The organism is Vibrio sp. Vb2960, from assembly GCF_033337665.1.
Lineage (GTDB): Bacteria > Pseudomonadota > Gammaproteobacteria > Enterobacterales > Vibrionaceae > Vibrio > Vibrio alginolyticus.
In genome coordinates this window covers 81206-94509 of record NZ_JAWORD010000002.1, presented here as the reverse complement: position 1 = coordinate 94509, position 13304 = coordinate 81206, and the positions used below count along the sequence as shown (strand labels likewise).

General features: G+C 45.2%; 9 protein-coding genes. 3 read left to right on the top strand and 6 right to left on the bottom strand.

What is annotated here, in order from left to right; all coding sequences use genetic code 11:
- Window positions 1-305: 305 nt before the first annotated feature.
- The 4 genes from R7O03_RS02425 to R7O03_RS02410 all read right to left on the bottom strand — a co-directional run bounded on the left by R7O03_RS02425 (window position 306) and on the right by R7O03_RS02410 (window position 5045).
- The gene (locus R7O03_RS02425) at window positions 306-1919 is read right to left on the bottom strand and encodes an alpha-amylase family glycosyl hydrolase (protein WP_318131408.1); all 1614 of its coding nucleotides are present in this window, start codon (window positions 1917-1919) and stop codon (window positions 306-308) included.
- A gap of 120 nt (window positions 1920-2039) precedes the next feature.
- On the bottom strand, window positions 2040-2546 hold the full coding sequence (locus R7O03_RS02420; protein WP_005374788.1) for a hypothetical protein: 507 nt from the start codon (window positions 2544-2546) through the stop codon (window positions 2040-2042).
- 317 nt (window positions 2547-2863) lie between these two features.
- Complete coding sequence (locus R7O03_RS02415; RefSeq protein ID WP_005374786.1) at window positions 2864-3673, bottom strand: MalM family protein; 810 nt, start codon at window positions 3671-3673, stop codon at window positions 2864-2866.
- 100 nt (window positions 3674-3773) lie between these two features.
- Window positions 3774-5045, bottom strand: a complete 1272-nt coding sequence (locus tag R7O03_RS02410) for a maltoporin (RefSeq protein WP_005374784.1) — start codon at window positions 5043-5045, stop codon at window positions 3774-3776.
- Window positions 5046-5491: 446 nt separating this feature from the next.
- Here R7O03_RS02410 and glgX point away from each other — a divergent pair, with 446 nt between their 5' ends.
- Window positions 5492-7483, top strand: a complete 1992-nt coding sequence (glgX, locus tag R7O03_RS02405; RefSeq protein WP_318131406.1) for a glycogen debranching protein GlgX — start codon at window positions 5492-5494, stop codon at window positions 7481-7483.
- Between the two features lie 78 nt (window positions 7484-7561).
- On the opposite strand, the gene R7O03_RS02400 is transcribed toward glgX, so the two are convergent.
- Window positions 7562-8932: an L-serine ammonia-lyase gene (locus R7O03_RS02400; RefSeq protein ID WP_318070918.1), complete on the bottom strand. Its 1371-nt coding sequence runs from the start codon at window positions 8930-8932 to the stop codon at window positions 7562-7564.
- Window positions 8933-8943: 11 nt separating this feature from the next.
- The gene (locus tag R7O03_RS02395) at window positions 8944-10485 is read right to left on the bottom strand and encodes a sodium:solute symporter (protein ID WP_005374777.1); all 1542 of its coding nucleotides are present in this window, start codon (window positions 10483-10485) and stop codon (window positions 8944-8946) included.
- Between the two features lie 340 nt (window positions 10486-10825).
- Here R7O03_RS02395 and R7O03_RS02390 point away from each other — a divergent pair, with 340 nt between their 5' ends.
- The gene (locus R7O03_RS02390; RefSeq protein ID WP_039840592.1) at window positions 10826-12121 is read left to right on the top strand and encodes an MFS transporter; all 1296 of its coding nucleotides are present in this window, start codon (window positions 10826-10828) and stop codon (window positions 12119-12121) included.
- Between the two features lie 101 nt (window positions 12122-12222).
- The gene (locus R7O03_RS02385; RefSeq protein ID WP_005374772.1) at window positions 12223-13239 is read left to right on the top strand and encodes a nuclear transport factor 2 family protein; all 1017 of its coding nucleotides are present in this window, start codon (window positions 12223-12225) and stop codon (window positions 13237-13239) included.
- The last annotated feature ends 65 nt before the right edge of the window (window positions 13240-13304 follow it).

Here is a 13304-nt window from a genome sequence, read left to right as displayed (position 1 = left end):
TCCCAGACACGATAAACATATTAGTGGGGCATAAATAATCCTTCAGTCACATTTTTACGTTGCACAAGTGTTAATTTACTTTTTAATGTGCAGCTTATCTCACAAATATCCATCTGCTGAAAACAAACGCCAATACAAAAAGCGAAGCAACTTGTTGGCTACATCGTCGTAAAACCATTAAGGGAAAAGTAAAACAGACAGAAAAAAGCCAAGTGTGCGCCTATGGGGTCAGCAACAACACTTGGCTTGTTTATAAGAAAGCTTGTGGTCAGCTCAACTGGTGAGCATCAATTCTGAATAATTCCTTAAGGTTTTACCGCAAAGAATCGTCCTTGTAGTGGCGACATCAGAATCTGATATTGACCATTACTCGGAGTAATTTTTTCATTCGTGAGCAAATCCACCAACTCACCAGTACCAACACTCTCCTGAGTAAGAGTGACGCTTCTAGCGCTCTCTAAGGTATTTAGCGCAAACAAGACTTTGTCCGAACCAGATTGTTTCAAATCCACATAACTGCCGTTACTCGCAACTAAATTCGTGCGTGACCCCTGATAAAGTGCAGGATGCGCATCGCGCATTGTCATCAGCGATGTCACATAAGATTTGAGATCGGCTTGGTTTGCATCAAGCGTCGCCGTCACGCCTTCAATTTTCGCACTGCTGCGCGCAACGTGATCATCGCACAAACCTTGAATGGCGCAGGTGCTGTTGTCTTCTTTTACGGCAAAACCATCCACTTGATCCCCGATTTCATCACCGTAGTACAACGTGATTGGCCCGGTGTACGCCGCTTGGAAAGCAAACGCGGCTTTATGGCGTAACCAATATTCTGCATCATTCACATCCGCCAAGTTTCCGCGCTGTAACAAGTCACCAAAGCGCACTAAATCATGGTTGCCGATCATCAAATTCGGCTGCGCATGTGTTGGATATTGGTTGTGTGTGCTGTAGCCGTTGTCTAACCAATCCGCACCGCGACCACCCACGCCGCTCTCATTCACGGCTAAAGTTTCAACGATGCGATATCGCATAGGGAAGTCAAACGCAGAGCACAATGCTGGATCGCTGTTCGATCCATACGCCTCATTCGCGATCTCAGACTCCCCTTTCCAAATCTCTGCCACCATATAGCCCAACGGATTCACTTGTTCGCCTTTGCTATTGGTGTACATCACACTTTGTGAGGCTTCATCGACGGCTTTACGAAGTTGTGTCCAAGCGTCTGTCGGAACTTGATAGGCTTGATCTAAACGCCAGCCGTCAATCTTCAGTTCTTTGATCCAATACGTTGCCACTTCTTTGTAGAAATCGAGACTGGCTGGGTAATCAACGGGGTTGCTCGATCCCGATGGCAACAAGCCGGAGGGAGATGGTTTGATCAAACCATTCTTATGGTGGCCAAATACGCCATCAAAAAACACGTACAAACCGCGTTTGTGTGCTTCATCGACCAAAGTTCTCGCCGTTTCTAAATCACCAAAACGTGGATCAATGGTGAAGTAATCCGTAGCAAAGTAGCCCGTGGCATCCAGACGATCGGCCCAGTGTTCTTGGTCTGCTATCGCTTCCGATTCAAAAACTGGCGTCAACCAAATCGCGTTCATCCCTAAACCTTGGATGTAATCGAGTGAATCAATCACTCCTTGCAAATCGCCGTTATGATGGCTGGTGCCATAACCTGTACCGTGACCAATGCTCGCATCACCATCAACAAAACTCTCGACCATTATTTGATAAGTACGAAGTTGGTTACTTTTCGCCATGACATTGGCTTGGCAAGCATAACTGGTATCCGGTAGCGGAGTGCTGCTATTAGTGTCGCCACCACCAGAAGAATTACACGCAGATAAAGCACCAATCACACTTAACGCAAGCAACGATCGAGACAGGCGATGGTTACGTAGGATATTACGCATTTTATTCTCCCTAACTTACTCAAATAAACTACGGAAATTTGAGTAATAAAATTAACCCCGACATGTGTTTCATGCAGGGGTTAATAAATAAAAATAGATTTTAAATAACTGAATGGAATATTATTGGCACTTATTTACCATGACATGAACAGGTTTGCCTTTTCCTTCAAACTGAAGACTCCATACATATTTACCATCTTCTTTAATATCAACCGAAGTATCCGTACCGTAACCACCAAATGTTAATGGTGTTAATTCACCAACGTTCATTCTATTACCTTTTGCGGTAAATTGTGGGAACCATAATTCGGTCGCATACTGCATTTTGTAGGAGCCTACTTTTTCTTGAACCACGGCTTGGTAGAAATTATTCCCTTTGTAGGTGTATTGACGCTGAGGCACGTGTTTCCAATCGGAATCCGCAAAAGTACCCACCACAAATAGTGGTTTAGAAATAGGTCCTTTCGCTGTGCTATCTGGGTTGTCACACGCTTTCATGAAAGCAACCACTTCGTCTTGAGACATATTAACAACAGGCTCTGCGGCCGCTTCTGGTTCTGCAGTCGATTGACAACCCACTAAGGCAACAAGTAGAGCAGCAGCAAGAGAGGTCTTCATCATGTTCATTTCACATAATTCCTTTTTAGTATATCCAAAGCAAAATAAACTCAACGGTTAAAAGAAATATTAATCGTTATTAAAATGGAAATATCAAACGCCAAATAAATATCGTCAGATTGTGAATTTAAATCACTTCGAGAAGTTTGTTTATTTCCTAAGTACAAAAAATAAATTAGGAACTGCCATTAATTATTGATCCAACCTATATAAAAAACAAAGTAATAAAAATAATTATGTGAATAAGGTAACTCTATGTAGGGGTATTTTTATTAGTTTATTTTCTATGAAAAAGGTCAGCATTTCGCTGACCTTTTTTTATCTGATTATTTTCTATTTACGGCTTTCACAAACACTTGTTGTGCACCTTCAATACCTAGCTCTTTTGCTTCATCAAGCAAAGTGAGCGCTTTCGGAATATCATTCGCTGCGACTGCCGCTTCAATTGAGCTGTAGTAGTAGCTAGTAAGGTCCGTACCTTGGGGAATGTTGTCGTTTTTCGCAACAATCTTAGTATTCACAATATCATTCGCGGATACCGAAAAGCGGAACTGACCGAGTGGGCTATGTTTCGCTAGAGGGTCTGCAATATCTGGCGGCTGAGTGTGACGCGCCATGGCGAAGGCTTTTGCAGGGTGTAAAACTTGTGTACTTCCTTTTAGATCGGCGGAAGTCGTGTAAACCAACACATGCAGATCGTTACCTGTCATGTCTGGAATCACATTGAGATCAAGTACGAATTTATCGTTGTCCAACAGTTTTGCTGGTTCATACTTAAACTTTGAAAAATCTGCTTGGTAAATGGTTTCTCCTGCCGAGTTCATCACTGCGACATTAGGAGCATAAAATTGAAGTTCTTTACTTACGAATGTCTCTAATTTGATATCGAGACTGCCACGGTTACCTGGAAGAGCAAACGCTGCAATAGCGCCAGCACTGTTACCATCCAACAACATTTGGCTTTTATCAGTCAAAGCGAATTCAGTAACCACAGGCACGTTAAGCGGTACCCATTGAATATCACCCGATTGCGTGATCACTTGTTGCTGACCTTTTGGACTCATCTCTACTTGTTCTACAGACGCACAACCAGTAGCCAACATGCCCAGCAGTACGGGAGCAAGCCATTTTTTCATTACTGTCTACCTCGACTCTTTATTGTTTTTTAAATAAATACAGCCAGATAAGTTCTGGCTGTATCATTCTAGGACAATTTAGGACTTAGTGGTTAGATGATTACCACCAAGCTTCAGCTTGTACACCGAATTGGAACGTATCGTCTGAACGACCGTTGTCAAATGTGTTTGAGTTGTCTTCTTTGTCAGCCGTTAGGTAAGAAGCGTAAACACGGATTTCAGGACGAGCCCAGAAGCTAGAGCCAGCAGACCATGCTTGAGCAACAGTTAGCTTACCGTATTTGTTTTCTTCGCCGTCGTTATCGTCGATAGCGTAACCAGCTTCGAAGATAGTTTTGTGGTTGTCATCCCATTTGTACATTGGACGAACAACAACAGACATTGTTTCCCACTTGTCTTGGCCAGCCCACATGTCTTCACCAACACCGTACACTAACTGGTGACCCATTTCCCAGCTGTCGCCCATGCCGATTACACCCCAGTTGATTAGGCGGTAACCAGATGCACCGTTGTCAGCTTCTGCGCCGTACCAGCTACCGTCGCCGTAGAATGCCATTGTTTTTGAGTAACCTTCAGTACCGTACTGAAGCACTGTTTTGTTGAAACCAGCGTCTAGACCTTGAGTCAATTCTGCTGTGAACATTACGCCGTTTTTCGCATCTTTAGTGCCGTTTGGCGCAGCGTCAGTTTCGTTAAGAATTGCGTAGTTCAAGCCCATTTCTAGAGAGCCGTTGTCCCATAGAGGAAGACCTGCGTAACGTACGTCTAGAGTGTTTACGTTTGTTGCGCCACCATCGTTGCCTGGGTCTGCGATATCGCCGCGGTCGTTACGAACCCAAGCGAAAGAAACTTTACCAGGACCAGCTTCGATACCTTCAACACCAGCGCCCGCGCCAGAGATGTTCCAGTAGTAGAAGTCAGAGATATGAATGTCGTGACGTTGGTAGTAGCGTTTACCTGCCCAAAGCGTTGCTTCAGGAGCAAAGTTTAGTAGGCCTTTAGCTTGAACGTTGAACTGACGTAGTGCGAATTGTGCATCGTCTACACATTTCACTTCGCCGTTATCCAAACCACAGTTAGCAGAAGTGCTTTCCCAGTCGTTTGAACCATTAGAAGTCATTGCAACCATAGAGTCTACGTAGAACGTTTTGCCGTTGTTGTTGTAAACTTCTTTACCTAGTTGAATCTCGCCGTAGATATCGCTTTCATTACCTAGACGACCGATCTTGTTCTTTTCGAATGTTAATTGTTGACCACCGTCAGCGTTCACGCCAACGCCAGCACGCATGTAACCGTGGAAATCCACTGCGAATGCAGAACCAGCAGCTAAAGTTGCAGCTACAGCAGCAGCAATTGCACTTACTTTTTTCATTCTTAACTCCATTAAGGGTATTTATAATTCTGTCTTCCCTGCTCACTCTTTTAGGTGAATATAGGCAGTAAAAACACACCTAAAGAAAGAGAGGTAAGATGGGAACGAATCCCCGTTTGTTTCAACAGTTGTGAGATTACCCGAGGCGTACAAGGATGACTTCCTCCGCCCTAAACTAATTTAAGGGGGATGAGAAGGGAGTAGAAAATTTACCGAATGGTGTTTTTTCGAGTCAGATCACCAATCTAGGGAGGAATTAGTAAGTTTGTTCGGTTTTGAGCCGCTACAAAGTGATAGCCATTTCATATTTTTGACTCTAAGCCGTCACATAAAGTAATTAAATTACACGAATATTTTTATATTTAGGGTGGTTGACCTTAGTAAGACAAAGTTTTTAACTTATAGTTTCCTAAAGGTAGCAATAAATATTAAATAAAGTATCTCCGATGACACGACTTCTCTCTCGCCCCTACCCCCTGGGCGCAACATTGAATAAAGAAGGCTGTAACTTCTCTATTCATGCTCCAGGCTCAAAAGACATTCAACTGGCATTGTTTGCAGACGATGGCAGCTACGAGCTTCACGGTTTAACGAATGAATACGCTGGCATACGTCATACTTTTATTCCAGATATTAAGCCGGGGCAAAAATACGGTTACCTTGTCTCCCACAAGGAAGAGCCACTGTTAATTTCTGATCCGTACGCAAAATCAATAGATAAAGCCCTCCACTATCACCCTCCGTACTCTCCAGCCAAAAGTTTCGATATGCCGAAGTGCGTCGTTATCGAAGATGATTTTGACTGGCAAAACACGGATCACCCGCGTATACCCAGAGAAGAGATGGTGTTGTTTGAGACGCACGTCAAAGGGATTACCCAACGCCACCCAGAGGTTGAAGACAAGCTGAAGGGGCGCTACTTAGGTCTTGCATCACCTGAAATGCTGGCCTTTTACAAACAGCAAAACATCAACACGCTGCAATTGCTACCTGTCGCAGCATGCATGCATGAGCCTCACCTACTAGAGATGGAAAAGGTCAATTATTGGGGATACAACCCTTATCTCTTTATGGTGCCCGATCCGCGCTACGCAGAACAAGACGCCGTTACGGAATTAAAAACAACAATTCGCGAATTGCATAAAAACGGTATCGAAGTGATTCTCGACGTGGTTTACAACCACACTGCTGAAGGTGGTGAAGGGCCTACAATCTTCAACCTGAAGGCCCTCGATTCCTGTTTTTACATCAAACATGGCAACCACTTCGCCAATTACACTGGCTGCGGAAATACAGTCGATCTCACCTACCAACCAGCGTTAAACCTTGTGATGGATACATTGCGCTACTGGGTTAGCGAATTTAAAGTCGATGGCTTCCGTTTTGACTTGGCTGCAACGTTAGGTCGACAGGGCGATGATTACAACCCAGAAGCAGCTTTCTTTAAAGCCGTTGCGCAAGACCCAATTTTGCGTGAAACCAAATTGATTGCCGAGCCTTGGGATATTGGTCCAAATGGCTACCAAGTGGGTAACTTTCCATTTGGTTGGAACGAATGTAATGACAAACTGCGTGATATTTCCCGCAGTTTTTGGCGCGGTGATCAAGGCTATTTAAAAGAGTTTGCCACTCGATTAATGGGCTCTCGTGACATTTATAGTGCAGCGAACTGGCCATACAAACTCACCGTAAATTACATCACGTATCACGATGGCTTCACACTGCAAGATTTAGTGTCTTACAAGCACAAACATAACGAAGCCAATGGCGAAGAAAATCGCGACGGTCACGGTGACAATCGTTCAGAAAACTACGGTGTTGAGGGCGAGACAGAAAATCTGATGATCATCGCCACGCGTGAGAAGCAAAAACGCAACCTTATTGCTAGCTTGCTGTTTGCCTTCGGTATCCCACACATTCTCACTGCTGACATGTTGTCTCACACCCAAGGTGGTAACAATAATGCCTATTGCCAAGACAACGAAACCAGTTGGCTGAACTGGGAAGAGACAGAACGTAAGCAACATTTCAAAGCATGGATGTCACAAATGGTCGCCAACCGAAATCAATACATGGTGCCATTTATCCGAGCTTTCAGTGGCGAAAACCGCAATAACAACCGTATTTTCTGGCGCCGTACAGACGGTCGCTTAATGGAGCACGATGATTGGAACCGTTTAAGCTCTGTCGCACTTCACCTTGGTATCGGTAAAGAAGGGCAAGAGCTGGTTTACCTCATCAACCAAACTAACGCCACAGCGCGCTTTAAGCTCCCCAATGAGCGAAAGCAAGAATGGGTGACGATCTGTGATACAAACGTACGTAACCTCAACCCAGGACATGCTGAAGGCGAAGTCTTGCTGTCACCCACCTCGATGGTGATTTTGCACTATCAACCAATCCAAAGCACACCAAAAGGTGAGCAAACGCGTAGCTAAGTTATAAACGCTCCAAAAAAGGAAAGCCGATGCATCTCAGTGCTTCGGCTTTTTTGTTGGTTAGATTTGCCTAACTCATTATTCGCAAGGCGGCGCTAGGTGGATCAAAGCCAATCCACCCAGTGACGTCTCGCGGTATTTCTTGTTCATGTCTTTGCCCGTTTGATACATGGTTTCAATCACCTTATCCAACGAGATCAAACATTTACTGTTACGCTTTAATGCCATACGAGAAGCATTGATCGCTTTCATTGCGCCCATTGCATTACGCTCAATACACGGAACTTGCACTAAGCCCCCAATTGGGTCACAAGTCATGCCTAGTGAGTGCTCCATGGCAATCTCGGCCGCAATACAAATTTGCTCATTGCTACCACCACGCAGCGCCGTCAAGCCAGCTGCCGCCATGGAAGAAGACACGCCAACTTCGCCCTGACAACCCACTTCGGCACCCGAGATAGACGCATTAGTTTTGTACAAAATGCCAATCGCACCGGATACAGCAAGGAAGTCTTTAAGCTGTTTAGTATCGAGCTCTTTGATGAAGCGATGGTAGTACATCAATACCGCTGGAATCACACCCGCCGCACCATTGGTTGGCGACGTTACGACTTGTCCACCAGCCGCGTTTTCTTCACTCACAGCAAAAGCAAACAGGTTAATCCAATCCATGATTTCCATTGGATCGTGTTCAATTGCTGCATTTGCTTCAAGCTTCTTCAGCAAGTTAGGCGCACGGCGGGTCACATTCAAGCCGCCATCCAAGATACCTTCTGTCTCGAAACCGCGCTCCATGCAACGCGTCATCACACGCCAGATCTGTTCGGCACGTTGATTGATGGCTTCCATATCCTGAAACGCTTGTTCGTTTTTCAGAATCATGCCGCCAAGGCTCATGCCATTCTTCTCTGCCTGTGCCAACATTTCGTCTGCACTGGAGAATGGAAACTCAACTTCTACGGGAGCAGTCGCACTGCCATTTTGCAGTTCATCCGCCGTTGCGATGAAACCACCACCGATAGAGTAGTAAGTTTCAAACCCAACCTGATTGCCGTGCGTATCTAAGGCAGTAATCGTCATGCCATTCTCATGCAGAGGAAGGTTCTCTTCATGGAACAACATGTCCGTTTTGTAGTTGAATTCGATTTCATGACGGCCATCGACAGACATCATGCCCTCTTCAATCGCCTTGCGCATCGCTTTGTTCGCAGAAGCGATTTTGATGGTATCTGGTTTGTTACCCAACAGACCCAAAATCGTTGCACGGTCTGTATGGTGACCAATCCCCGTTAACGAGAGTGAGCCATATAAATCGACTTGAATACGAACCACTTTTGCCAAGTTCGATTCAATCAAACGAGTGAAGTGGTAACCCGCGATCATTGGACCATTGGTGTGAGAGCTAGAAGGGCCCACACCAATCTTGTAAATATCAAAGATGGACAGCATAAACTTACCTATTACGACAATGCAGCATAAAGCCAATCAGGGAGAACCATACAAGCAGCGATGGTCGCCACAGCGAACACCAACAATCCGTAATGGCTTGCGGTTGGCTTTGCAAAAAGATGTTTTTGATTATTGATAAAGATTTGTTGCTCGGCAGTCACCGCGCCCCAACGACGACTCACTAACACACCAAACAAAAGGAAGACGAACGTACCAATTGGCGCGAACCACGGCCAAGCCACGTCGAGATACATCGCAGTAAATACCGCAATCACACTCATGATACTGCCAACGATCACGCCTTTCTCATTGGCTTTCGCCCAGAATAAACCAAGCACGAATGAACCCAATCGGATACCAACGAAGATAGAAGTCAGGCTAGCGATGGTTTTGAGTACCGATTCATTCGATACCGCTAGAAGAGCTGGCACTACCACCATGGCCGCAGCGAGCAAACTCATCTTTCTCGCGACTTTTTCGTAGTGCTCATCATCGGCACTTTTGCGAACGAAACGCTTGTAGATATCGAACGTTGCGACGGTCGCCATTGAGTTGTAGGTCGAATCCAGCGTCGACATTGCGGCGGCCGCCAATGCGGAAATGATCAAACCAACGACGATTGGGTTAGTGTGGTTGAAGACGAAATCCAAAATCACTTCATTGCTGTTTTCAAACGATTGATCTTGATAGAAAACACTTAGAAGAACACCGAGTACCGCGAAGAACAAGTACACGAAAAACGCACCGTAACCACACAACAGCATCGATTTCTGCGCGGTCTTTTCACATCTCGTCGCTAACGTGCGTTGGATGATCAATTGGTTGGTGCCGTACACACTCAAATGCAAAAAGCTCACAGCAACCACGCCAGCCCAGAGTGTGGTATCTACACCCAAATCAAAGTCTAAGTTGATGATATTCAGGTGATCACGAGAAAGGTAATCTGCCGCATTAATCTCTGTCATTAGAATGGCAAAAATAGCGATGCTGCCCGCAACCAATACTGCAGATTGCAACATATCGGTCCAGATAACCGTGGAAATCCCGCCCGCATAGGTATAGCAAGCGGTGAAAATACTGATGTAGATAATGGCTTCAGAAATACTGATAGGCAGAACTTGCACTAAGATCAGCGCCACGGCATACAAAATCACACCCGCTGAGATACATTGAACCACAATGAACACAATCGAGTTGATGGTTCTTGCATACACCCCAAAGCGGTGCTCAAGGTATTCATAAATCGAAGTCAGACCCAGCTTATAGAAAACAGGCACAAAGAAAATGACGGTGAAAAAAATAACGATGGGATAGTTAAGGTGAATACTCATCGCTTCCATGCCAGAGCTATAAACCCAACCTGGCATCCCTACAAACGTCATCGCACTAATGTAAGTCGCAAGTATCGAAACACCTGCCGTAAACCAGCCAAATTGCTTTCCACCCGTAGAAAAGTCGCCACCATTGCTGTAGCGCTTATTCACTAAATAGCTGATTAATATGGTGATTAACACGTATAACGCAATCACCACAAAACTTGAGTACGTAACCATTTCAGGGTTTCCATAATTCTGGGTGCTAATTATTTGTTGCTTGGATATTACTTTAAAAAAGCATATCTAAACGATAATCCCGCCATAACTGTGACTAAAATCACCAATATAGACGGTTATATATTCAAAAATGCCAAAAAGACCGATTTAATGAGACTCCCATCACTAAAAACCACTAATTGGGTACGCATTCATTTTAAAATTGATATTGATCACGGATCTAATGACCTTAAAAAAACTATGATTCACCACGACACGAAATCGAAGATGATCCCAATAAGATCGTGTTCTTTAAGTTTGAATAGCAACAAATCCTAAGTAAAATAGAGGTTTATCGGTCATGAATGCCAAAAGACACATGAGCGAAGTTCCTATGATTCAAAGGGTAGCTGCCTATCTAGCGATACTGGTTGGTTACTTTTTCTATTGTTATAACTTTGTAATTATTGACTACGTACGCCCATACATCGTTGAAGCGTATGATGGTATTAGTCTGTCAGACACTGCCCAGTTCTATACATGGCAGTCGGTTGGTGCACTTATTGGTGCATTGAGCTGTGCTTGGTTCGCAACAAAATTTGGTAAGAAATCCACTCTTATTACCATCACAGCCCTAAACGGTGGCGCTACGATCATCAATATGATGTTCACCGACTACACAACATGGGCAGCAATGCGTTTCATCATTGGTTTGTCACTGGGTGGTTACTTCACCGTGGCAGTAAGCTTGATGATCGGCCTATTTACGCCAACGGTACGTGGTAAGTTGACGGCATTCGCGTCTTCTATGTTCTCTGTAGCACTGATGGTAATGGGTGCGTATGCAGCATTTATTGCAAGCATCGATGCACCATGGGAAAGCCTAATGCTTGTAGGTGGTATCCCACCATTGGCAGCCGCTGTTGTCATGATCTTTGTACTACCTAGCGACAGCAAAGTGATCGCTTACGGTGAAGAAGAGCAAGCAAAAGTAGAAGAATCAAATGCACCAGCGAAAAAAGGCTCTTGGGGCGAAATGCTAAGCAAGCCTTACCGTAAGATCACACTAACGTGTCTATTACTGGCTGGCCTTAACTTCTACGGTTTCCAATTCTTTGGTGGCTTCGTAACCACATACCTACGTGATGTACGTATGTTCGACGGTGCAACCATCGGTCTCATCTTCTCTATCTCAGCATTTGGTTCACTGTTTGGTGCGTGGTTCTGGGGTTGGGTAGCTGACAAATTCGGTCGTAAGGTGAACGCGTTTGGCTTCATCCTAGCGGGCATCATGGTTTCAATCTTCTTTGTTGCACCTGGCGACATGGTGATTGGCGGCCTAAACATGCTGGCTCTACTTGGTCTGATTTACAACTTCGGCCTGTCTTCTTCAGCGGTATGGGGTGGTTACTTCTCAGAACTGTTCCCAGCACACCTACGTAGCTACGGCGCGGCGCTATTCCACGGCGGTCGTATCCTCGGTATGTGGGCACCAATGGTACTTATCTTCATCCAAGAGCGTACCGACCTACAAACCGCAATGTGGGGTTCACCAATCGTATGGATCCTTGCTGGTCTTCTATGGCTATCACTGCCAGAGACACTAAAAGGCGGCGTGTTCGATAAGAGCAAAAAAGCCGAAGCAGCAAAAGCGTAACTGAATTTCAAAAACTCCGGCTGGCTCCCCGGCCGGATGAAAAAACTTAATTTCGAGTCCTGTTCCCAAAGCCGACTCGACAGCAAATAAGAGAGTTTATTATGTCTAAATATCAAGAAGCGAAACGCGTTGTACGTGAATACTTCAGCGCAATGGAAAACGCAACTCACGAGAACGTGGCAGAAGTACTAAAAGCACACACTTCAGAAGATTACCTATGGCGTGGTGTTTACCCATTCCGTGAGCAACAAGGCGCTCAAGCAGCGGCTGACGTTTTCTGGGCTCCTTTGATGAAATCAATGACTCGCATGCAGCGTCGTCAAGACATCTTCATCGGTGGTGAGAACGAAGTAACATCAGGTGAAATCTGGGTAATGAGCATGGGTCACTTCATGGGTCTATTCGACGCTGAATACCTAGGCATGCGCCCAACTGGCAAAATCATGAACATCCGTTACGCAGAATTTAACTGTGTTGAAAACGGCAAGATCACTAAGACTGGCCTATTCCTAGACCTTCTAGGTGCAATGGACCAAGCGGGTTGTTACCCACTGCCACCATCAACAGGTAAGCACTTCGTATACCCTGGTCCTCGTAACCACGATGGTCTACTGTTCGAAGACGCAGCACCAGAAGAAGGCGTAGCAACACTAGCACTAGTGAACAAGATGGTTGATGACCTATCTGCACTAAACGACAGCGGCGCTATGGGTTGCCCACCAGAAGTTCTTGAGAAGAGCTGGTCTAAAGACATGATCTGGTACGGTCCATGTGGTATCGGTGCGTCTTATACAATCCCTCGTTACCAACAGCAGCACCAATTGCCGTTCCGTAACAACCTAAAAGACAAGAAGTTTAACGGCCACGTATGTCGTTTCGCAGAAGGTAACTTCTCTTGTTTCTTCGGCTGGCCAAACCTATCTAACACGCCTATCGGTGGTTTCCTAGGTATGACAGGTGGTGAAGTACGTGCAGACATGCAAGTGGTTGACGTTTACTACCGTGACGGCGACAAGCTATCTGAGAACTGGGTACTGATCGACCTTCCTTACTGGCTAAAACAGCAAGGTCTAGACGTGTTCGAGCGTACTCAACAGATCCTAAACCCTTCTCTATAAGAAGTCCTAGGGGCGGATTGTCAACCCGCCTTTATGTTGCCTGAATCCCCTCTCGGTTCAGGCGA